This window comes from Acetobacter aceti, assembly GCF_002005445.1.
Taxonomy (GTDB): Bacteria; Pseudomonadota; Alphaproteobacteria; order Acetobacterales; family Acetobacteraceae; genus Acetobacter; species Acetobacter aceti_B.
Map to the genome: position 1 here is coordinate 747,535 of NZ_CP014692.1, position 21,514 is coordinate 769,048.

At 50.1% G+C, this 21,514-nt stretch carries 28 protein-coding genes and 3 pseudogenes; 6 read left to right on the forward strand and 25 right to left on the reverse strand.

What is annotated here, in order from left to right:
- Positions 1 to 143: 143 nt before the first annotated feature.
- The 5 genes and pseudogenes from A0U92_RS03360 to A0U92_RS17155 all read left to right on the forward strand — a co-directional run.
- Positions 144 to 701, forward strand: a pseudogene (locus tag A0U92_RS03360) (GntT/GntP/DsdX family permease); the annotation flags it as partial.
- Positions 702 to 757: 56 nt separating this feature from the next.
- On the forward strand, positions 758 to 2,197 hold the full coding sequence (locus A0U92_RS03365; protein WP_236748337.1) for a carbohydrate porin: 1,440 nt from the start codon (positions 758 to 760) through the stop codon (positions 2,195 to 2,197).
- Between the two features lie 129 nt (positions 2,198 to 2,326).
- A pseudogene (locus A0U92_RS03370) lies at positions 2,327 to 2,518 on the forward strand (transposase); the annotation flags it as partial.
- Positions 2,519 to 2,789: 271 nt separating this feature from the next.
- Positions 2,790 to 3,539, forward strand: coding sequence for a sulfite exporter TauE/SafE family protein (locus A0U92_RS03380; RefSeq protein ID WP_077811993.1), 750 nt, complete (start codon positions 2,790 to 2,792; stop codon positions 3,537 to 3,539).
- A gap of 235 nt (positions 3,540 to 3,774) precedes the next feature.
- Entirely contained in the window at positions 3,775 to 3,984 is a 210-nt protein-coding gene (locus A0U92_RS17155) for a hypothetical protein (protein ID WP_149026366.1), read from the forward strand.
- Positions 3,985 to 4,053: 69 nt separating this feature from the next.
- Here A0U92_RS17155 and A0U92_RS03385 read toward each other — a convergent pair whose 3' ends face one another.
- The 7 genes from A0U92_RS03385 to A0U92_RS03425 form a co-directional block, all read right to left on the reverse strand.
- Positions 4,054 to 5,034 carry an alpha/beta hydrolase fold domain-containing protein gene (locus A0U92_RS03385; protein WP_077811994.1) on the reverse strand — a complete coding sequence of 327 codons (981 nt, stop codon included), beginning with the start codon at positions 5,032 to 5,034 and terminating at the stop codon, positions 4,054 to 4,056.
- Positions 5,035 to 5,192: 158 nt separating this feature from the next.
- A complete protein-coding gene (locus A0U92_RS18190) occupies positions 5,193 to 5,549 on the reverse strand; it encodes a hypothetical protein (protein WP_236748259.1) in 357 nt (118 codons plus the stop codon).
- Positions 5,550 to 6,098: 549 nt separating this feature from the next.
- A complete protein-coding gene (locus A0U92_RS03395; RefSeq protein ID WP_077811995.1) occupies positions 6,099 to 6,734 on the reverse strand; it encodes a recombinase family protein in 636 nt (211 codons plus the stop codon).
- Complete coding sequence (locus A0U92_RS03400; protein ID WP_077811996.1) at positions 6,734 to 7,009, reverse strand: hypothetical protein; 276 nt, start codon at positions 7,007 to 7,009, stop codon at positions 6,734 to 6,736. Before A0U92_RS03400 ends, A0U92_RS03395 begins: the two co-directional genes overlap by 1 nt.
- A gap of 17 nt (positions 7,010 to 7,026) precedes the next feature.
- A complete protein-coding gene (locus A0U92_RS03405) occupies positions 7,027 to 7,596 on the reverse strand; it encodes a hypothetical protein (RefSeq protein WP_077811997.1) in 570 nt (189 codons plus the stop codon).
- A 1,002-nt stretch (positions 7,597 to 8,598) separates the two neighbouring features.
- Positions 8,599 to 8,994: a hypothetical protein gene (locus A0U92_RS03415; RefSeq protein ID WP_077811999.1), complete on the reverse strand. Its 396-nt coding sequence runs from the start codon at positions 8,992 to 8,994 to the stop codon at positions 8,599 to 8,601.
- Between the two features lie 1,074 nt (positions 8,995 to 10,068).
- Positions 10,069 to 11,298, reverse strand: coding sequence for a primase C-terminal domain-containing protein (locus A0U92_RS03425; RefSeq protein WP_187668853.1), 1,230 nt, complete (start codon positions 11,296 to 11,298; stop codon positions 10,069 to 10,071).
- 370 nt (positions 11,299 to 11,668) lie between these two features.
- On the opposite strand from A0U92_RS03425, the gene A0U92_RS03430 reads away from it, so the two are divergent.
- A complete protein-coding gene (locus A0U92_RS03430) occupies positions 11,669 to 12,025 on the forward strand; it encodes a hypothetical protein (RefSeq protein ID WP_077812002.1) in 357 nt (118 codons plus the stop codon).
- A gap of 22 nt (positions 12,026 to 12,047) precedes the next feature.
- Here A0U92_RS03430 and A0U92_RS03435 read toward each other — a convergent pair whose 3' ends face one another.
- The 18 genes and pseudogenes from A0U92_RS03435 to A0U92_RS03525 form a co-directional block, all read right to left on the reverse strand.
- Positions 12,048 to 13,577 carry a DUF6538 domain-containing protein gene (locus A0U92_RS03435; RefSeq protein WP_149026367.1) on the reverse strand — a complete coding sequence of 510 codons (1,530 nt, stop codon included), beginning with the start codon at positions 13,575 to 13,577 and terminating at the stop codon, positions 12,048 to 12,050.
- Positions 13,578 to 13,822: 245 nt separating this feature from the next.
- Entirely contained in the window at positions 13,823 to 14,875 is a 1,053-nt protein-coding gene (locus A0U92_RS03440) for a site-specific integrase (RefSeq protein WP_077812004.1), read from the reverse strand.
- A 20-nt stretch (positions 14,876 to 14,895) separates the two neighbouring features.
- Positions 14,896 to 15,051: pseudogene (locus A0U92_RS18600) on the reverse strand (helix-turn-helix domain-containing protein); the annotation flags it as partial.
- A gap of 114 nt (positions 15,052 to 15,165) precedes the next feature.
- Positions 15,166 to 15,897, reverse strand: a complete 732-nt coding sequence (locus A0U92_RS03450) for a type ISP restriction/modification enzyme (protein WP_149026368.1) — start codon at positions 15,895 to 15,897, stop codon at positions 15,166 to 15,168.
- On the reverse strand, positions 15,887 to 16,084 hold the full coding sequence (locus A0U92_RS18605) for a type ISP restriction/modification enzyme (RefSeq protein ID WP_408736094.1): 198 nt from the start codon (positions 16,082 to 16,084) through the stop codon (positions 15,887 to 15,889). The genes A0U92_RS03450 and A0U92_RS18605 overlap by 11 nt, the downstream gene beginning before the upstream one ends.
- Before the next feature lie 604 nt (positions 16,085 to 16,688).
- Positions 16,689 to 17,021, reverse strand: a complete 333-nt coding sequence (locus A0U92_RS03455) for a hypothetical protein (RefSeq protein WP_077812007.1) — start codon at positions 17,019 to 17,021, stop codon at positions 16,689 to 16,691.
- A complete protein-coding gene (locus A0U92_RS03460; RefSeq protein WP_077812008.1) occupies positions 17,021 to 17,401 on the reverse strand; it encodes a hypothetical protein in 381 nt (126 codons plus the stop codon). The genes A0U92_RS03455 and A0U92_RS03460 overlap by 1 nt, the downstream gene beginning before the upstream one ends.
- A 504-nt stretch (positions 17,402 to 17,905) precedes the next feature.
- On the reverse strand, positions 17,906 to 18,046 hold the full coding sequence (locus A0U92_RS17660) for a hypothetical protein (protein ID WP_187668856.1): 141 nt from the start codon (positions 18,044 to 18,046) through the stop codon (positions 17,906 to 17,908).
- Positions 18,043 to 18,468, reverse strand: a complete 426-nt coding sequence (locus A0U92_RS03475; RefSeq protein ID WP_077812011.1) for a hypothetical protein — start codon at positions 18,466 to 18,468, stop codon at positions 18,043 to 18,045. Before A0U92_RS03475 ends, A0U92_RS17660 begins: the two co-directional genes overlap by 4 nt.
- Positions 18,465 to 18,920 (reverse strand): hypothetical protein, encoded by a 456-nt coding sequence (locus A0U92_RS03480; RefSeq protein WP_077812012.1) that lies wholly within the window; start codon positions 18,918 to 18,920, stop codon positions 18,465 to 18,467. The genes A0U92_RS03475 and A0U92_RS03480 overlap by 4 nt, the downstream gene beginning before the upstream one ends.
- A gap of 341 nt (positions 18,921 to 19,261) precedes the next feature.
- Positions 19,262 to 19,498, reverse strand: a complete 237-nt coding sequence (locus tag A0U92_RS03490; RefSeq protein WP_077812014.1) for a hypothetical protein — start codon at positions 19,496 to 19,498, stop codon at positions 19,262 to 19,264.
- Positions 19,495 to 19,776 (reverse strand): hypothetical protein, encoded by a 282-nt coding sequence (locus A0U92_RS03495; RefSeq protein ID WP_077812015.1) that lies wholly within the window; start codon positions 19,774 to 19,776, stop codon positions 19,495 to 19,497. The genes A0U92_RS03490 and A0U92_RS03495 overlap by 4 nt, the downstream gene beginning before the upstream one ends.
- Positions 19,777 to 19,787: 11 nt before the next feature.
- Positions 19,788 to 20,009 (reverse strand): hypothetical protein, encoded by a 222-nt coding sequence (locus tag A0U92_RS03500; RefSeq protein ID WP_077812016.1) that lies wholly within the window; start codon positions 20,007 to 20,009, stop codon positions 19,788 to 19,790.
- A complete protein-coding gene (locus A0U92_RS03505) occupies positions 20,006 to 20,293 on the reverse strand; it encodes a hypothetical protein (protein WP_077812017.1) in 288 nt (95 codons plus the stop codon). The genes A0U92_RS03500 and A0U92_RS03505 overlap by 4 nt, the downstream gene beginning before the upstream one ends.
- Entirely contained in the window at positions 20,290 to 20,604 is a 315-nt protein-coding gene (locus A0U92_RS17160; protein ID WP_149026369.1) for a hypothetical protein, read from the reverse strand. The genes A0U92_RS03505 and A0U92_RS17160 overlap by 4 nt, the downstream gene beginning before the upstream one ends.
- Positions 20,601 to 21,020, reverse strand: a complete 420-nt coding sequence (locus tag A0U92_RS03515; protein WP_077812019.1) for a hypothetical protein — start codon at positions 21,018 to 21,020, stop codon at positions 20,601 to 20,603. Before A0U92_RS03515 ends, A0U92_RS17160 begins: the two co-directional genes overlap by 4 nt.
- Entirely contained in the window at positions 21,017 to 21,280 is a 264-nt protein-coding gene (locus A0U92_RS03520; RefSeq protein WP_077812020.1) for a hypothetical protein, read from the reverse strand. Before A0U92_RS03520 ends, A0U92_RS03515 begins: the two co-directional genes overlap by 4 nt.
- The gene (locus tag A0U92_RS03525; protein ID WP_077812021.1) at positions 21,277 to 21,483 is read right to left on the reverse strand and encodes a hypothetical protein; all 207 of its coding nucleotides are present in this window, start codon (positions 21,481 to 21,483) and stop codon (positions 21,277 to 21,279) included. The genes A0U92_RS03520 and A0U92_RS03525 overlap by 4 nt, the downstream gene beginning before the upstream one ends.
- Between the last annotated feature and the right edge of the window lie 31 nt (positions 21,484 to 21,514).

The window sequence follows — 21,514 nt, forward strand, 5'->3', positions numbered from 1 at the left end:
CTACGGGGACGGTCATGACGCGGCCCGCGCTGCCGGATGCCGGTGCCCCATGGGCACTGGAAAACCATGGCCTTCATCGGCGGACTGTGCCTCTCCGGCATGACCGCGCCGATGATGCCGGATGGCCCCATGACCCGGGAACGCTCCATTTCCTTGGAAATACAGATATCGCGCTCATGCTCGCAACACTCATGTCATTTTATGTGCTGGGGGTTGCGCGCGGTTTCTCCATGGAAACAATTTTACGTTTCACTAATGAATGCCTCGCGCCAACCGCCTTGATTATGCTGCTCATTGGGGCGGGGGGTGGCTTTGGCCGTGTATTGGTTGACAGTGGTGTCTCTAAGGCTATTACGGATGCTGCGCTGGGTGTACACATGCCGCTTTTGGTTTTGGCATGGGTTCTTGCTGTTATTGTGCGAATAGCCTGTGGCTCGGCAACTGTTTCCATGGCGACAGCGTCTGGTATTGTCGCTCCTATTCTGGAGCATAGTTCCGGTGTTTCACCAGAACTGATGGTTCTGGTTACAGGTGCTGGATCTGTTGCTTTTGGCCCCATGAATGATGCTGCATTTTGGCAGATAAAAGAATACCTGGGTTTGACCGTCCCTCAAACCATGAAGACATGGTCTGTTCTTGAAACATTGATAGCGATATTCGGTCTTATTTTCTGCCTTATTGCATCAATTTTTGTTCACTGAAGGGCGACACTGTTATGTGGTATGACAGGAATGCTTCATCAGCGCGCTCTATACGCATGAGCTTTTGCTTGTACATCTCGTGTCTGTCGTTGTTGTGCATGCTGGTGTGGGTCTCTCCCGCAATTGCTCAGGTTATGGACAGGGATATCGGGTCGGCCCCAAGCCTGCTTGTTTCGAAGCCTTTGCCACGTCATGCGTCACACAAAACAAGTGTACCACCATTTTCTCAGCCGGAGGCTATCGTTACAACGTCTCTTTCCAAATGGTTGCGAAAGTGGGGTATTAATTTTCTCCTCGATAGTACCAACGAGTTTGCGGGTGCTATCACGCCGCCAACGCGGGGTTCTACGCCAGGATTCAGAAATTACCGTCAGGGAGCAAGTAACGCTGGCCAGTATGCGATGCAACTCGATGTAGATTGGGAAAAACTTGCTGGTGTGCGTGGGTTTGCCACGCATATGGTTATGATTGGCCGCTACGGAACAACCGCTAATCGTATGTTTGGTGACTGGCTGAATCATGCGTCTGAAGTTTACGGAGGAGGAGGCAATGTGGCAGTCCATCTTGTGTATGTTTATGGAGAAGAGACGCTGTTTGGAGGCAGACTGGTCATTGCGGCGGGACGTATGTCTGAAATATCTGATTTTGCAGCCAGTCCGTTATTCTGTAATTTTCAGAATGGTAGTTTCTGTGGACGGCCTAAGGGGATTACCGATACCAACTTTGCAGCGGGGTATCCTGCAGCGACGTGGGGCTTTCGTGTAAGGGGGCGTCCGGCACGGTCAATTTATGTCCAGACAGGTCTCTACCCGATTGAAGATGGCATTTATCAGGTCTATCAGCATAGAACAGGCTTTAAGTTTAATGGGGCCAATATTATTGGCTACGCCGTGCCTGTTGAAACGGCATGGGAACCTATGTTTATGGATGGTGCGCTGCCGGGACACTATAAAATTGGTGCTCAATTGTTCAGCACGCCGCAGCGGGACAACTATTTTGATATAAACGGCGCTCCCTATGCTGTCAGTGGACGCGCACAGAAACAACACGGAGCATCCTGGTCTACATGGGTGATGCTCGACCAGCGCCTGCTGCAGTATCATACTAAAGATACGGGCCTTACGGCTCTGGCTGGCGCGATTTATAATGATCCACATACATCTTTAAGAAATTATCTTGTTTATGCGGCATTGCTTAATCGCGGTTATTTTCGCTCTCGTCCCTATGATACAATGGGAGTTGCATTTACCTATACAAAAATTGCGCAGGGTGTGAGTGCCTCGGAATCAGCTCTTTTGGAACGAGGAGCCGTGGCTCCCAACCATGCGACCGGTATCCAGCGGTCAGCAATGGTGTTGGAACTGAATTACGCAGTTCATGTTATGTCGGGAGTTATTTTCACGCCTGTTTTTGAATACTATATTCATCCCAATGCTCAGGCGAATTTACGGAATGCCGCATTGCTTGGTCTTAGAGTGCATATTCAATTAATGTAGTAATATTTAATGTATTCTAGAAAAATATAATGTTATAAGTATACTATAGTCTGGAAAATTTACAGAGAGGTAGTCCCCGATTTTGGGGCAGGGCGTGAGCTATAACCTGACCTGAGAGATAACGGGTTTATAGGCAAGGTTACGCGGAAACGGTATTCGGTCGAGTTCAAGTCGCGGGTCGCTCTGGAGGCGATCCGGGGTGAGTTGACGCTGTCAGAGCTTTCGTCGAAGCATGGCGTGCATCAGACGATGATCGCTCAATGGAAGCGTCAGGCGGTCGAAGGTATGGCGGCGACTTTTTCGAGCAAGCAGAGGCTAGCAACTGTGTTTAAGCGGCGGAGCTAATGCGCCATGGCACTCCGGTTTTGAGGACAGCGTTGGCGATTGTGACGAGACGCCGTGCGATAGCGACGATCACCAATTTATGTGGTTTACCCCGCTCTTTCATGCGCTTGGCAACAGCTTTCAGAACTGGATTATGGAAGGCAGCTGCCAGTCCTGCCTGGAACAGGACGTGGCGGAGAGATCTTCGGCCCCCTGAAATGACACGTTTCCGTATTGTGGACGCGGCTGTGATCGTTAAGTCTAAGGTATGTTCGATCATTCTCCTTTTCTGATCGCCGCTGTCGTCGCCACGTTCTTTGCTGCGGGCGTCGTGAAGGGCGTAACCGGGATGGGCCTCCCTACAGTGGCTATGGGCGTGCTGGGATCGCTTCTCTCTCCGCTCATTGCCGCGGCGCTTCTATTGGTGCCCTCGTTCGTAACCAACGTCTGGCAACTGCTAGCGGGGCGTCGGTTCGGAATGCTGATCCGCCGCCTTTGGCCGATGATGCTGACGATCATCGTCGGCACTGTTTTCGGCTCGATGCTGCTGACGGGCGGAGGAACCGAACTCACGACTGTCGGCCTTGGAGTCGCCCTCGTCATCTACGCGGCATACACGCTGCTCGCCAGACAGCTTCATGTCTTGCCGCGATGGGAGCCGTGGCTGTCGCCGGTAATCGGCCTTATGACCGGATTGGTGACGGGTGCGACGGGCGTATTCGTTATTCCCGCCGTGCCATACATCCAGTCGCTCAACCTGGAACGGGACGATCTTGTGCAGGCGCTGGGCCTGTCCTTTACTGTGTCGACGATCGCCCTCGCGACCGGATTGTTCTGGCATGGCGCAGCCCCGGTCGGAAATCTCCTGATCTCGACACTGGCCGTCATTCCCGCACTGCTCGGCATGGCGGTCGGACAGGTGATCCGTACACGGATCAGCCCCCAACTGTTCCGGCGGCTTTTCCTGATCTTCCTTCTGCTACTCGGTCTGGAAATGGGCCTGCACGGTCTGCTCTGACCGGATCGCCATTCAGCATCTCTAATAAGGGAGCAAGCCCGAAACGTCCGATTTAAGGAGGCTGCCGTGATCTACTGGACGTCCGACATGAGGGCGGAACCAGCTTGTCTGCTTGTCGCGCGTTAGGCGGACGCACTGCTTTCGCCTCATGTGGGATGTCGCCAGCTTATTCTACGTGCCCGCAAAGCGGACAACACCTACTGCGGACCCTGAATGCTTCTCCGAACTGCCTGGCATGAGGCTCCGCAAGTCGATGCCGTTCGCCATCGCCCGGTATCCGGCATCGTTCGGATGCAGATGGTCTCTGGACATTCTGGCGTGCTTGACGGCAGAGCCTGATCTGGACAGGAGCCCACGTGCTCTTGGAGCGTTGCAACGACGACCGGCAATCAGGGACGGTGCGACGTTGTTCCATCTTGCGCTGGCCTGCGGGCCGGGCAGATGAGCCTGCGCTCAGCCTCGACCTGGACGGGTGGCCAGGATTCCCCCTCTGTCCGACGACGACGGGAAGATCTCAGCCTTTATCTTCTGGCAGAATCATGGGCTGGCCATTGATGAGGGTCGCCATCAGGTTGCTCGCGATCTGCGCCTCAGGTAATGGGAAAATGGCCCACACATGGCACTGTGCCTGAAATTCGAAATAATTAATCGAGCGACTTTCCTGTTCAAATCTGGCGACCAGTTTCTGGCTATCTGCAAGAAAGATGTCGTGCGTTCCCTGAAAAATCGACAGTGGCGGGAAATCGGAAAAGCTGCCGTAAATCGGGCTTATCCGAAAATCACGCAAATCGTTCGTCCCCGCATAGGCTTGCCCCGCCTGCACGAGCCCACGCGTGCCGAGCAGATGATCACGATCGTCGATTGCGTCCATCGCCGGATTAGACACCGTAACATCGAGCCAGGGAGACAGAACGATAACCTGCTCCGGTAGTGGGCGTCCGTCGTTACGGAGTTTCTGGACCAAGCCCAGACACAACCCTCCCCCCGCGGAGTCACCCATGACGACCACCCGATCGGAGGCTATGGTCTCGACAAGATGGCCATACGCCGTTTCTACACAGGCATAAACATCCTCCCATGTGGAGGCTGGGGCGAGCGGATAGTCGGGTATGACAATCGTCGCATGAGTATGGCGACACAAATCTTCGAGAAACACCCAGTGTCTGGAGGTTATGTTCATGACGTAACCTCCGCCATGAATGTAGAAAATTACCTTGCCCGAGGGTGCGTTCCTGGGCGTCAAGGTCCAGACGGTGCGGTTCTTCGCCAGGTCGGTCGTGATATTGCAGAGATCGCTCAGAGACTGCGGAATGGGAGCCGCAGTCGTAATATTATCCATTCCGGCGAGCTGCTTCAGCAATTTCGGATCGACGCTGTTCGCCATGACTGCGACAAACAGCCCCTTCACGCGATTCTCGTAAAGCTGCTTCTGAAAATCTGCAGCTTCGTTACTGAGAGTTTCCCTATGGAAATATCTTATCCCAGGACCTTCCATTGCGTTTCGTTCCTTTTCCCATGGGCTCACGACGTCGAACGTCTTTCCAATTTCCAAAGCGGCTGCACATAGCTGTCATGAATGTTGACCATACGCATGGCTGCTTGTCGAATTTTTATTCCGAACACCGGACCTCCTGCTTCCTCCCCCTAAACTGCCTATCTGCTCAGTGATAAGAGAGCATACCGTTTGTAGCGGATGGCAGACAGTTTGCTGTCACAGGCCAGCATGCCCTTGAGGTTGCGCTTCTTGTCCGCATCTACCGGGCGCTTGACCGCCGTTGCCGTAGCGGGGTTTTTTGAAAAGGGCAGATCCCACTCCGCGATTGCATGCTGACAGATCGCGGCCAACAGGTTGAGCCGTTTGACAACCGTCGCAGCACTGTATTTCTCAGCCAGTCGGTCCCGGAAGCCACGGACTGCCGTCGGGGTTAGATCGACCAGTGGCAGTTGTGCGATCTCGTCTTGAAGAATGGCGGGGATGTGGCCCTTGTGATCATTCTCCCGGGTCTGCATTTCCTTACGCACCTAGCGGTCGACCAGTTCACGGATGGTCTGGCGTTCCAGCGGACGCGTGTCCTGAAACTGCCCAAGCTCCAGTTTGGCGGAGGTGGTATCCAGCCAGAGTCGGGCCAGTTTGGCCGAGGAGAAGGTCTGATGGATCCGCTCTCCGCCTGCGATGCGCTTACGGGCCCGATACTGGCCCTTGCCGCGATATTCAACTCAGGCAGGGAGCGGACGCCCTGTCGCCGGATCAATTTTAGCAGAAGTGATTCGATCTTTCATGGTGAGCCTCGCCTGGGCCCAGCATAGCCTTTTCATGGACCCATTGGGACCATGTGCCTATCGTCTTTTTTGACGCCGGACCCAAAAGCAGTCAATCATTCCGTGACTAAAACTCTAAGTCATTGGAAATACTGGCATCCCGTACGGGAGATATCCCCGAATTACCTACAATATATTGTAGGCAAAAGGAAAATTACCACAACATCTTGTGTTATCCACAATGTATACTCTACATGTAACACACAGACCGAAAAACGGAAAGGCTTTTATGATTCCACTTCACGCTGATGCTGAACCAATAGCCTCGAAAATATTGGTCTGAACCGATAACTCTCCCTGCTCCTTTGCCTGCTTGGCATATTTCCCGATAGTGGAGATTGGAACGCCAGTGGCGCGAGATGCTTGCCGGTAGCTCTTTCCTTGAGCGATTAAATCGAGACAGAGACGAATGCGTGGACTACTCGCTGTCGGTCTTCCAATCGCCTTGCCTGAACGGGTTCCGTGCTTCTTGGCGTATGCGATTCCAAGATGGATACGCTCGTGAATCATCGCTCGCTCGAACTCTGCAAAGGTGGCCATCTGCTGGAACAGCATACGTCCCACCAGATTGTTCGGGTCATAGGTCAGGCCATCAGAAAGGCTTTTCACGATGATTCCGCGTTCACGGAATTGCTCAATCATTTCACACATATGAATGAAGGACCGACAGAGACGGTCAATCTTCCAGACTGCCAGCGTGTCCCCTTCTTTCAGAAGACCAAGCAACTCATTTAATCCCGGCCTGTCGTCGGTTGACCCGCTCATCACATCCTGAAAAATACGGTCTTCAGAAATTTCTGCGTTTTTCAGAGCGTCAATCTGCTGATTCAAATCCTGTTTTATGGTCGAAACGCGAGCATATCCGTAAACAGCCATCAGTTATCCTCCCGCTTTGTCAGAGAGGAGATAAGTTTTTCGTATCTGTCAGCATTCCAACGACCAGTCGCATAAGCTGAAAACACAATGCCAGCGTGCTTTCTGTTGCTGTCATCAAGCTTCGTAATTCTTGAAAGACAAACCAACGACTCATCCCAAAGCCTTAAAGACTCAAGGAAATCTCTGGTGAACATTCCTGCGTTGCTATCATGCCAGGATAAGTCAATAAGCGCAGAAATCGACTCAAGTGTTTCAGTATCAAAATTATTAAACATAAAAATACTCCTTTAAATTACAAACTTTCCTTATCGATTTGACGGAAGACCATTAGCGGAGAAATATGCTGCCATAAGACATAGCGAGCAAAATAATCACCAATGGAGAAAAAGTCAGGATAATAAAGGCGAAGGAAAGATGCACATCCGCAATCGAGGTCGTGGTTATAAAATGACGAATATGTTTCGCCATCACCCTGAATTACTTCAATATCACGGAGAACAACCTCAAAAAAGGCAACCGTAAACATCGCCTGCGTTTTCTGTGAAAGATTTTCTGCCTCAAAGCTATCAAGCATAGGATTGAGAACATCCTGAATGGGCGCAGAGAAAACAAGAGACATAAAGCGTCTGGCTTTATCGTGAATGGTATTTTCCGCTTCTAAGCAATGTTTATATTTTGGAAAATCCTTGATAGCATTAACATAACGCTCTCTTATATCTTTTGTTATTTTATCTGACAAAAGAGACTTTTTGAAACTCTCACAAAGAGCCTCATAATTTCTATCTATTTCTTTGTCAGGTGAGATAACTTCATGAACCTGAAACCTAACGCCATCCATAAATAGATTATAATTCTTCTCCATAAAAATACTCCTTTTTAGTTCATGCTTTTCATCCTTTTTTGCATGGTGATTGATAGACAGGGTTTACAGATAAAAAACCCACTACGAAACAACATTAACATATGCTGTCTATAAGTCAAGTCTTTTATAGACATTTATTTGTAATTATTCAATAACAGTTTCGTGAAATTACTTAATATACCATTAATGCGAAAGTGATTACTCTATTCAGTCGCAAAGGGTATTTCTATGAAACACCCTTTTTACCGGCTCTGCGACGATAAAGGGACGTAAAACTGTCCCTTTATGTTTGTAATCATATAGAGAAATTGGACACGGTAACAGATATATAAAATGTGAAGCATGAGCATTTTATGCCAAAGGCTTTACACGAAAGGCGGAACGCATTGAGTAAGATTGGGCACATGAATTCATGCGGGAAATGTTGCCTGCTATCTCATGCGAGGGGATAAGATTTCGTCAGAAACAACATCCTCGGGAACAAAATCAAAATCAGGCGTGCGAACCCATTTAGACATATCTTCTTGCAATGCGATTGCGTCTTGCCACTTCTGAGCCTGTTTTTCGGCTTCTGCCCTGACTTTCTGGGCTTCAATATGCTGTTCGATATTGTGAGAGATCTCACCATGAACAGACTCAATCCGAAGGTCTGGGAAAGATAGACATCTGGGCTGAGACCGTGCCTGAAGAGATACTGTCCAGACTGGATGTAGTGGAACGTGGAGACCTTGAGGCATGGCTGAAGGCTACCAGAGAGGGAAAGGAAATAAGCCACATCCACGAACAACTTATGCTCGTGGAACCGTTAAGCAGAGACCTGATTGCGGGCGTCCAGCGGGGAACGTGGGAGGCAGAAGAACTGACCTATATGATACCCTTGCTGGATAAGGCTCTCCGAGCACTCAGACGGGCTCAGAAACGGGTGAATACACCATAAAAATTGTTAAACGCTTATTGTTATCTTTGAGAAAACATTCTCCTGAAGATAACAATGAAACATATTTATGCTAATATTGTTCCAAACCCGCTGGACGATGAACTATTTTGCTTGCTGTCATTTTTCTGGAGAACTTTTTCCAGATTCTGAAGAGATTCGACGTTCTGTTTCACATTAACGCCAGATTTTTCCTCATCATCAATCATCTCGTTAATCATCGTATACATGTTTGAGGAACCGCTAACCATCTTGCCTCCATTCACACCAGACAATGCAAAGCCGTCCATCGCTGCTATCTCCATAGACTGGTGGAGGGATATTTTTCCTTCGTCATAGAGTTCTTTCCGAGCGCTTTCCATTTCGTCAGGAGACATGTTGCTGAAATCAGCCTTAAATTCCTGAGACTTATTCTGAGAAGCCTTCATGGATGGAAGAATGGTATATGGGCTGATAGCTTGCATGGACCTACCTCAATATCTATTTCAGTAGTTACATTGTCTATTGACCGTTAATATTTTCTTTCGTGTTTCTTCGTGATTGAAATGCGCTTTAAAAGCCCGTAGAGCGATGATTTATCTGTCAGATGATACAAACTACGGAAAAGAGAAAGAAAATTACTCAGCGTGGCTTATTTCGTGTTGACAGGGTATCGACGCGGTAGAACGATACAGAACATTCACGATTAAGAAGAAAAATGAACGTCTGACAAAATCCTAATATTAAACGAAAAAAGAACCAAAAAAATAAAATTCATGAGGGTCGGTTACACAAACCATAGTTATCCGTCCCCACCGAGTGACAAGTTAAAAATAATGTATTATTAATAACTTGTATATACAAACCACAAATGATGTGGTGCATTCTTCGCTGTATGATGCCTCTTGGGGTAATTGAAACGGCTTTGTGTAGAATCAGTTTAAAACCATATCGTATTATACGTTCTCTCCGTAAAACACCAGATTTCGGAGAAATCTATTTTGATGTCAGCAAAAATTGCAAAACATTTTCCGATATGTTTTTGGAAGTGAATGGTTTTATAGAGAAGTTTGAATCTGATTTAAAAATTATGAAAGACCTATCGTTATCTATGACGATAGACTTTGGTATTACTCGAAGGAAGAATATGGCCGAAATAACTTTTTATATAGACAAAAATACTCTTCGTTCCTTTTTTCGTTATGAAATGGAGTTTTCTGTTTCATTTTATTAAACGCTTTAAAAGCCCGTCGAGCGACGATTTACCACTCAGATTATACAAACTACAGGAAAGACAGACAATGTTGCTCACCGTGAAGAGTCTTTCCATGTGGAGAGATTCTTTTGTTTTCTTTTCGCGTCATATAGCGGAGCCTCGACTGCTCTTTCCGATGGTCATTCGCATCCAGGTTCCGACGTAACCCCCTCTTAAACAGGTTTCTTATTCCACTCCTCACGTGTGCGTATACTCCCTAATAAGAATCATCCTACCAGCGCGTTCCTTGGTAAGACCCTGATAGACACCGTAATGCGACTCCTTTTTTGCAGGGTCTCAGTCATTAGTTATGCCCTGAGCGCGTAGCTTTAACTTCTGGTTCGTTCCATTTTTTCTGGATGGTTCTGAGTTGAATGCCGGATATTTTTGATAGATTTTTTTGATTTAGCTTCAACTCGGGGTTCCATGACTCAAGAGCCTGAAAGATAAGTGCTTCGGTCTTTTCTCTCTTAATATCGTTAGTGCGATGGGCGGAGAGTTTCTGCTTCTTTTTTATATCAAGCTGAGAGGCTTCCAGTTTCATGATGCCTCGATTGATATGCCTCCCGCTATCTTTCTTGCCATTGTAGCGGTTCTGCATGAACCTGCTGATGCTTTTGGCTATACTGGCAAGCTCCTTATGAGGAAGAGGGTCAGAGAAGGTCTGATTGACGGTCTCGGCTTCATCCAGAAGAGCGGCATAATCAGTTTCATAATGGTCATAGGCATACCATCGAACGAGGTCGAAAACCGCGCAATTCCGTCCTAAAGTCGATGGATCTCCACGCTTTACAAACTGTCTGCGGGTTCCTTTGGAACAGACTTCTCCATAATCGGCTTTCAGATGATTCAGAATGTCCTTCAACTCCACATCCTGCGCACCTGGTATCGTGTGCCAGCATTTCCTCTGGTCATGCTGAAACCATATTGCAGGCGTGTGAGGCTCACCGATGCGTGGCAGATACCCAATTACATTATCCATCATGCCGAATGGATTCTTGACGACTGAACCATGTGGAAGAGGGGTAGCGTTCAGATACTTTGCCATCATCTGGTGACACGCTTCAGCAAGTTCCACCGGCTTCGTATGGCCATTCAGAAGAACGGGTGTCCTGAGTGATATAATCCCCAGAGCCGTGCCTTTGTGCGGGTCCATGACAATATGGGGACGAATACAGGCTGGAAGTTTCTTTATAAGGTTCCAAGCTTCTTTATGGTCAATATCATAAAGTAGGACGTTGCGGGCATCCTTCGAATCAAAGGAAACCCAAGGCAACAAAATGCCCTTGGAAAAATTATAAAAATCAGTGTGACGGCTGATGCTGATAGACCGAAGGTTCTGGGAAGCTCGAATCTTTCTCGGCATTTTCGGAAGAAAATACTGAGCCATACGGGATAACTCTGGAAAGATTTCCTGAATCACCATGAATGAATTCACGAGCATGGAGCAGTCACGCTTCCACCATTTTGGAAGTGTTTCATGCTGTAAATCTTGGCTTGATTGTATGCTTTCTTTTTCTAATACTAATCCCATTATCATTTCTCCCAGTTTAATCTGGAGAAACCATCAGGATTTTTTAAACTTTTTTACTTTATTTTCTTGACTAATTCTTTCATATAATGCATAATCAAAATTACAGCGTGTAAGTTAAGTTAAAAAACTGATGGTTCGCACTTCCAGAAGTTTGTTAGGTCAGATGTTTTCCGCATCTGGCCTTTTTTATTATTAAACATCAAAATGTGGAATAATTGCAAGTATATTATCTATACGATAAAATATATTGGATAATTATCGTCAAACAATTTTTCTGATGCTGTTTAACGTCTTGTCTGTTTTCTTTTATTTCTTGCCATTTATCTCGTTAAACTTGTTTTACGTGGCCCGTTTAACAAGGGAGAACTGAATGGAAGAAAATGAAAAGATATGGGGCGTTCGTGGTGTTCCTGCTGATGTCCGTCAGGCCGTCCTCACGCAATGCCAGAAAGAAGGGACAAGGGTCGGGGAATGGCTGACCATGGCTATCCGCGAGAAAATCAAACGGGACAGGAACCAGAGCAAGGCTGTCGCCCTGTCTGAAGGCATGAAGCCACTGGTCAGACTGGATGATGCTTCTGCCGTTCTCGGTTTACTGGAACGGCTTCAGGGCATGGGAATAGACGCTCCTGACAGCATGAGAAAACAGGCAACCACACTGGTCAGGAAATGTATGACATTAGTCAGAAGAGGCCAGTCCGTTAAACAGGAAGAGGATTCCGTTTAACGAGTTGGCTCCTTTGTCAAACTCATAAAAAACCGCCTCTGGTATCAACCAGTCCGCCAAGAAACACGGGAAACTTCACCCTGTCGATAAATTGCTGAGCCTCGGCCCTGGACAGGTTTGCCCCATAGCCAGCGCCAACAGAGCCAGTCTCATGGCCAAAAATCTTGTTGATGATTTCCATGTTCAACTCAGAGACGCGAAGCATCTGACGAAAGCTGTGACGGAAGGAATACGCGACAAGGTTATTATCCGTCAGCCCGATATCCTGGAGGTAGCGGTTAATCCGCTTTGACCAGCCTTCCGCTGTGATGGCTCCCTGAGGTGGTTCCATCAGCATCCGTCCCCGGCTTTTCTGTCTGTCCACATAATTCAGAAAGCCAAGGCTCTTTAGCTGGGGCAGGACAGGAACAAGCCGTGGGCTGTTCTGTGTTTTCATTCCAGCCTGTCGCAGGTCGAGGCAGAGGATTCCTTCAAGGTCATACAGTTCGGCAGGAGCTTCGGTCAGTTCTCCGATTCTGGCTCCCGACATGGCGAGAACGGAGATAAACCAGAAATCCGTGATTCGTGTCAGGCATGAGCCGGCAACGCTTCGCCTCGCGCCACTCTTATAACCCGTGAAAAGCGGGCTGTTGAAAATCTGCGTCAGTTCCGTTTCCGTGAAAGCCCGTCTTCTGTCCTCCTGACGGGTTTTCTTCTCTTCCTGAGTGCGGGCGCGGGCCTGAACATCGGCAAAGCCCTTGTCCTCAATCAGTCCTGACTGGACGCACCATTTGAGGAAAAACTTCACCTCTCCGAGATGGCGGATAATCGTATCCCGTCCAAGGGTTCCCCCACGTTTCGAGGGCTTGTCCTTCAGCCAGTCCGCATAGGATTTCACGTCCTGCTTCGTGATGGTGTTGAGAGGTTTGTCACCAATCAGGTCCGCGAACTGTCTGAAGGTGATTCCATAGCTCTCCATGGTTTTTTCGCTCTGGCCGGGGTTATCTTCATGAAACCGGGCAACAAGGTTCGGCCATGGTTCGGAGCATTCAGGATGTCCGGCGACTTTCTCAGGTGCGGGAGGAACGTCACGGGGGAGATTATTGCCCAGCATGGACATGGCGCGTTCCATGCCTTCCACGACTCCCTGATGCCTAGCGGTTTTCCACATATCGGTCAGAGCATAGGTCTGGTCGCGCCCTTCCTTCAGGTCGTCGCGTTCGGAAACAGTGCGCGTAATGACCATATCCATCCATGAAGAAAATGCTGTTTTCGCATCCTCGGGCAGGGCTTCAATCTCTGCCTTATGCTCACGGATGAAGCTGACCATCTCGCCCTTCGGCCTCTCTCCGTCGAAATAGGCTTTTAACTGCTCCGCGAGTTTCTTCCTGAAATCCATCCAGAGTCCATTGAACGAGGATGCAAGCCCGATGGCTCTTGCCTGAGCCAGAGACCTGTCTCCCGTTTTCAGAGAGCGAACGACATACTGACCGGCAATATGCCTCAGGTCTGCGGGAACGCGAAGCCTGAGATACCAGGTATGGTGTCTTCGAAGCATGTAGGGAGTAGGCAAATTTGGCGTCCCGCATGTAACACAGAGATGTGACACACAGTGGGAACCCAAGATTTTATGGCAATAATATCAGTCACTTAGAGCGACTGGCGTCCCGTACGGGATTCGAACCCGTGTTGCCGCCGTGAAAGGGCTTGGACTTTTGTTTGTTTATAGTTGGTTATACAATGTTATGCACGGCTATACATGACTGATAAACGGCAGTCGGCCGCTATGGCTCTCTGGATAAATGTTCAATTGAACATCTACAATTTCAAGGCAGAACCTACCTCCCGCAGATAGTCCGGATCGAATTTGCGATAGACGCGACGCAAGGTCTGGGGGTCGGTGGCCAGCCAATCCGCTGCCTGATCAATCGGCACCTTCGCCATTGCCATCCACGATGCAACAGAATGCTTGAAGTGGTGAGGAGTTGGCGTCCACCCTAGCTTCGCTTTCTGAGCCAGCTTCTTTACCGGCCACCGTATCCCATGAGTCACTTTGCGCCCGGCCCATTCCACAACATAATCGCATGTGCGCAGTTGATATGCAGCTTCAAGCTCATCTCTGAGGTCTGTGGTCATGGGGACAACCGCACGGCGCTTCGCAGTCAACTTTCGGCCCGGCTCTTGGAAATCAATCCTTCCGAGATCAAACATCACTCGATCCCATGTGAGTGAAAGTATCGACCCTTTGCGCGCGCCGGTAAACATCGCGAGGCAGAGAAACGTCCTTATATGCGGTGTCTCGCAGGCATCGAGGAGTCTTCGAGCTTCGGCTTTAGTTATAAAGCGGTCTCGGGTCGCGCTCGCACCGGGGCCTTCCAATACAGGGGGCTTATCCAGACGCTGGTTCTTCCATGCGTGGCGGAGTGCGGCCCGCAATACATTGAACTCCCGCTTTAGCGTCCCGGCAGAAATGGGAATTTTCTCGGTGCCTGAATTGGTTGCTTTCCGGCTTCTGGCATTAGGCTTTCGAAAGCGGTTGCCGGCGTAGTCATCCCATTGCTGCTGCTGTATCTGATTGATGCGCAGATGCCCCATTCCCTCCTTCAGGCGGATAGATGCCTCCTGCAATCGGGATAGAGCAACAACTTTGCCTTCCCTCGACTTCACGTAAACATCCAGCGCTTCCGTGAGATACTGACCGTTTGGACGGGACGATAATGCTGCCTCAAAATCCGTTAACGCACGCTTAGCGCTTTCCTCACTCGAAGTGCCTGTCGAGCTTCGTTTGCGCTCACCCTCTTCCCACCAGACGATGGACCAAGACCCCCGGTAGAATTCCAAAAATGGTCTGTCAGGTCTTTTGCGGGGCATAAAAAAAGTTCCATGTAATTTCGAAGAGCATCCGGGGTGACGCGTGTGGCTCTTGGCCTTCGATATGCTTCGAGCTTCCCCTCCCGGATGGCTTTATAGATTGTGTCTATGTGCAAGCCAGCAATTGATGCTGCTGCCGCCACGGTCATGTATCGCGGCGTGATCGTCTCACTCATCGGCGCTCTCCTTTCTTTGATTCCATTCCCATCGTGCTTGACGTCGCGGCGTTGGTGCCGACTGTCCGAGCGCGGCGGCTATGCGGCACGCGGCAATGTGTTTCGCGTGGCGGGTCATGGTACACTCCTGCTTGTTGCATCAGCATAGAATAACCGCAATGGAGGTAAACTATTTACGATTCTCGTAGTCTCCAGACTGATATTTATCACTCGCAACAGCAGATCAAGTGGATATCTGGGATTGCCAATTGTCTCAACAGCCCAGTCATTTGGGTCATTTCGTATGCCACTGGCCTTATCAGTTTTCACGCGCTGACCATCCATCACCCATCCAATGGCAGTCTTCCCATTGAGAATATAATTATAAGCTTCTAGCGGGATTCCTGAAATAGTAATGTATTCATTATAAATAATCATTGTTTTGTCCGGTTCTTGGCGCTTTCCTGCAAATTTCATTTTCTCAACTCGGTAGAATTTCTCAGGATTACTTGCGGCCATTTCCGGGTATTTGAACCGAAGTTCAGATGGATACATATCGCACTTGTCAAAATCGACATGCATGTTTCCCAATTCTTTCCCAGCACGCGAAAAATGCCAGAAATCCTCTGCCGACGCCACACGGGGAATCCGCGGTAATTCTTTCCGGAGATTATTCGCGTAGCGTGTCCTGTAGTCTTCTGAATGGAGAATTCCGTAGACGTAGTAAAACAAGTCTTTCTTGGTAATATCTTCTCCGGGATAAGCTTCTCTGAAGTGGTTCAGACCATCATCAGTTATAGCGTCGTGCCGAATATAATTCCGGTATTCATGTCCGCCTATCTCAGACGCATTGCAGTTATCGCTCATCTTTATTTTCCATACTGTAAACATATAGTGGGAATGACTGCGTTGCGTCCGGACTGATATGCAGGTCCGGCACTTGTCCCACCATCAGGACACCGAATTCTGATCGGCAACCTCCCATGCCAGTCACGCATATAACGAGGTTCCCACCATGATTACTTTTATTTATGGACATTGTATTGATTCCCATTGTCCCCCTGTTTTTTCGCGCAGGAAATACAACTGTCAACGCGACCCTGTTTTAGGCTAGACATACTAACCAAAGCCTTGTACCCGCACTGACATATGGTCTCTGCCAAAATCCCTCGGCCTCGATATCTTCTCTGCTCGTCTATATGAATACCAGTGACTACCCGCATTCCGATGCGGGTGCCGACATATGCAGCCTCGATATCCGTAATGCATCTACTTGTTGCTCTGGATCGAGAGCATGACCGGCAGCACATTCCCTTCCCATTTCTAAGAAAATGACCAAAGATTTCTCCCACAGCCCCACAATCGCATCGGACAAAAAACCGCGCGCGGCCATTTTTTGACGGAGCGAAGCCGATTACAGTGCGCGTTCCAAATCTCTCGCCTCTGATATCAACAGCTTTGCTCACTGATTATTTCCTTTATCTTCTTCGAATACGTAAACATCCGCGTTGTATTTTTATCGATGAATACTGGGAATTGCCCAATATTCGCAGGTTTGTTTATCGACCTGCTGCGAACAGTCCTTACGCTGCCAACAAGCCGAAAATCTGAGCTTGGGTATCGTGTTTCATCAACACATATTACTATGCAATGCTCTGTCACTCTCCATCCCCCTTCATGGCGGCGTCGATGGCGGAGCGGGGTGTTTCTCCATCCCCAATAGCCTGAGCACATCGAAACGCCCCAATGTGCATTTTTCTGGTCGCCTCAATCTCTCCCGAAGCTGACAGTTCTCGGTAGGTTTGGCCTATTCCAGAGCATAGTTCCGCACACTCAGCCCGCGCCCGTTCGTAGCCGCGCTGTTCGGCTTCTTCGATAAAGGCTTTTGCCACGCAGCCCACCGCTGCCTTCGCTGATGGCACAGGATCGGCCAACAAGCCCCGGATCACGATCTTGAATTGGGTAAGCTGCTCTTCTCGCGTCCGGGCCATTACTTGCGGTCCTCGAAAATGGAGAGGGGGATGAACCAAACAGGAAGAACTTCACGGATTTCTTGATAACCCCAGCTGGGCACACGGCCGTCCGTCCAGCCGCCGAACGCATCGTCTATATCCTCATCCCACCAAGCTATGGTGCAATACTCCTCGCAATGAACGAAGTATCTGGTCCCATCCATCAGAGCCTCGCCGATCGGCCTCCACATCGCGGCGAGGGCGGCTTTGAGCCCTTCCTCTACTCCATTCGAAAACAGGATCGCCGCACCGGGAGAACGTGTTTTGTAATCCTCCCATGTTTCCCCGTTCTGAAATTGTATCGTTTGCTGCCACGTTCCGAGAACAGCCGCCTCGATCATTTCTGGTGTCGGGGTCATGCTTGTTCATCCTCATGCTCAGCGGCCCGTAACGCAACAGGCGGATGCGATCGCGTCCCCACGCACCATAATTCTACACTTCCACCCCGGTTGAGAATCGCCAGTTCATCTGGCGTTGGCTCCCATCTGGTAACAAGACAGCCATCGATACATCTCGCGAACAGGTCACGCACACCGTCCTGGCCCCCTCGCAAAACGACGTCAGAAGCAACAATATTTAACGGGATCATCATCTCACCCTCCAGAACCGGGAGTTCAGCTCATCGATTTTTCTCGATGCAAATTTCCAGTTACTGTATTCGGGATCCTGCCTGCGAAGTTCCTGAGCGGTTCTCAGCCACAGATCGACAAGATGTCCAGGCAGCTCGAAGCTCTGTCCTGGCCGCATCAGGCTCAGGACATCTTTTCTGCGTTTCATCCCTCCATTCTCTGGGGCTGACAGCGGAATATCCTTATCTATGACTGAAGGAATCCAAGTAGGACCGAAACTGCATTCGCTTTCTGTCACTTCCCACCTCCCCAGGCAGCACGAACCAACTCCATGATCACAATATCGCCCTCGAATCGCTCGGCCAGCACTCGTAAGAGCTTATCCTTGGCGTCCTCACGCCGTTTTTCTTCAGCGAATACTTCGGGCATGCTCATGATGCTGCTCCTAAACGCCTTTTCATCAGACTGTATTCGAGGAATGATTTCGCTGTCGTTTTATCAAGGAGCTCAGCTAACTTATCCACCTCAGCCTGCTTCTCAGCCAGCGCGGCAAGGTGGTCGGACTGGCGGACGAGGGGAAACCAGTCAGCGAATGGTTTCCCACTGATGTAGTATCCTGATCGTTTCGGAATTGCCTCGAAATCACGCGGACAGCCATAACCGGCAACCGGCACCGAACTATCAACGGGCGTCCCGATGGTGAGAATGGATGACTCTATTGCGCGGCACAGGCTATTTTCTGTGAACATCGCTTTGCTTGCGGCCATATTCTGCTCATACGTCAGCGGCAACATCACGACATACGCTTGGTTCTCAGTCACCACCGTTGTCTCGATCATTCCCGGTGTCTGAGTCATTGCACCAGCCCTCCTGCAATTGAGCGGGCAACCGTTCTTCCGGTATCAGTGAGGCGGAACGTCGCATCATCTTGATTCCAGGCTGAGTGAGCCTTCATCAGCCCATGGCGTTCCAGCGCGACAAGGCGATCATCAGTCCGGCTTGTATAAAAATGATCTCGCCAACCAAGTTTTTCAATATCGCCCGGCCTGCCACTGTATCCATAGGCATGAAGAAGAACGTCTTTTTGTTCTTCGGTCAGTTTATCCACGACCGGATCAGGGTCAGGAAAATGAATGTCTGACTCTGGCTTCCGTGTGACTGAGATATCGCTAAACGTCACATCATCCCGCACATCGCGTATATCCAGCAGATATTGATAGCGCGCGTTGCCTGATGTGGCTGAATAAACTGTATCTGCGATGTCGCTCCACCGCAATTTAACAGACCACGCCTTAAGAGTTTTTGTCATTGATGATCCCCTATAAACTCAGCTTCCTCAGCCCATCCGCTCAACACGCCCCGGCCACCCTCATGCTCCAGCTCGCATTCTGGAAACAGGATCTGGAAATGTTGGCTGTCTGTCGCTGTCGCTGAAAACATCGCCGGATCCTCTGTCGGCCTGACAGTCAGGCTCCAATCCGGAATTGCTCCAGTGCTATCGCCGTAAATTGCGGCTTTGCCGTCGATCCGTTTCTTGCAGCAGCGATCAAATTCGATGGGCCAGCCATACCGTGTGTCCATCAAAGTGGCGGCATATCCACCGCGATCGACTGGACTAATTGACAGGTGGTACCGTGGCATTAGTCCACCTCATGCTTTCAGGATCTGAAAAAGCATTCCCCATCCAGCAACACTGACAATTCCGACAATCAGAACGCCCGCAATCCGCCAGAGATGAAGCGTTCGGCCCTGCCGATCCGTTCTTCTGCGTCGTTTAGAGCGATGAATACAGCGGGCTTCACGTTCAGCCGCAATGATCAGAGCGGCAACGCACAGAGATACGATAAGCAGAAGCGCAGCGAGATCATTATTCGATGAAAATGTCATCTCCGCACTCCCATGATCGAGAACGGCTGGTAGGCTTTGCGCTGCTTTGGCGCTTCAACCGCATGAACCCATGAAGGCGGGCACGTGAACTCCACGCCTGTTGCCAGTTCGATCGTGTGTTCCAGATCGACGGCCCCCAGGCGCTTCACACTGATCTCGCGGGCGATCTGGGGCGCACGAAATGCCCAGTGCTGTGAGCGCGGATCCCGGATGATCACGTCGCGGCCGGTACGCGTGTTGCGGACAACGGACGCCAGATTGACGATATTCGATGTCATTGACTTCTCTTTCATGCGCACTGGCGGATGCGGTGCGGCGCTTCGTCACGCAGACGGTTCGCCAGCGACCCGGCAATCGCGGCGCCAGTGCTGTTGTTCATTGTTCTCAGGTGTCGGCTGCACTCGTCGCAGTAGTCAGCCGCGATCAGCAGCGCATCCGTGGAAAAGCGTCGGCAGGACAGAAGTAATTCGACCGAATTACAGAGCGTTGCTGTCTGCTGCAGGCTGCTCATGTTGTAGGCTTCTGCGTCTGGCTGATCGCCTCACGCTCGGCGCGCATGGCATTCACGGCCGCGCCGGCAGCGATCAGGATCCTGCTCGACGTCTCATCATCAAACCGACCCTCGCGCAGGGTCGACTGCACCACAGCCATAAGATCATCCAGTGCATCCAATCGCTTCATGGATGCCGAAACACGCTGAAGCGCTGAGAGCGTCTGGTTCGTTTGAGGCGCGTGGGGCCATCCAGAAGTATTGGGAAGCGGCAACGTCCCCGGCATGTCACTGGCAATTCTCATGCCGCACCTCGCATGCCGGAACGGCTATTGTCAGCCGTTCCGGCTGCTTCCATCATTGCGACGCCAACTCCAGCAATGAGGAAACCGATATGAGTGAAAAGTTTGAGCCGGCAATTGAGGCCGCTCTTATTCAGGCCGCTGCTACCCTTCTCGCAAACAAGCAGAAAACGCTGATAGAGCGAGGCATCAAAGATCCTGGGGATCTTTATAATGATATCCCCATGAGACAGCATTTTTCTCTCATGGTGCAGTCGCTTCGCGCGGCTTACAAAACTACCTGATTGTTTTGTATTTGAGGAAGGTGTGATCATTGCTGATCTCCTTCCTCAGAACATTCTACAATTCCCGCGTCACAAAGGCACATGGCAAGCAGATGAGCCTGTAATTCTGAAGATAGATCACGAATCAGAAGCATTGCATGCGTGGGAGGGATATAGAGTGAATTGCGCCCTATAGACTCCACAACAGACTTAAGGGCTTCCTGAACTCTCATCAGCCTAAAATTTATGTCTTCTTTCGTCTTGAAGGCGGCATCCTCGCTTGGTTCGCCAGCACTGCGTTGTGCAATGTCCAATATCTTCTGGCCACGGAGTGCAATCTTCGAAGTCAAGGTAGCTAACTCAAAGCATGCTATTGAGGTACAATCCCTATCTTCAAGATGCGCCTCTCCATCACAATCAGGTGGCCAGTAAAGAAAGCGTGGGCGCTTTACCAATTCATCGCTCATGCCGCACCTCGCTGCGTGCGGATGATGTCCACGCGCTCCGCCTTCATGGCGATTGCGACTTCTGCCGCCGCGTCAATGATCCCACGTTCCGTTGCCGGATCACTCTTTCCGGACAACATGGCGCTGGAGGCGGCGCTAACCAGTGTGGCCAGAGCCCGGGCGCGGTCCAGTGAGGATCTGAGCGTAATGGTGGTCTGAGGGCGGTCTACTGGTTTTTCAGCCGTCCCTTTTTCCCGATTGAAATCGCCCGGCATGATCATGCGACGATCTCCGCCGCATCGATCTGCATTCCCGCGTCAGTGGCGAAATAGCGGATCTGATGACCACCGAGGCCAGACACGCTGCCCTCGATAAGGCCAGCATCCAGAAGACTCTTGATGTCGGTCTTGTAGATGTAGGGTGCGCCGCCTTCGAGCCGGGCAAGGCGCAGGATTTGTTGCTGCTTTTTGTTGAAGCGGGACATGCGGTTCTCCATCCCTCAGTGATGTGATGGA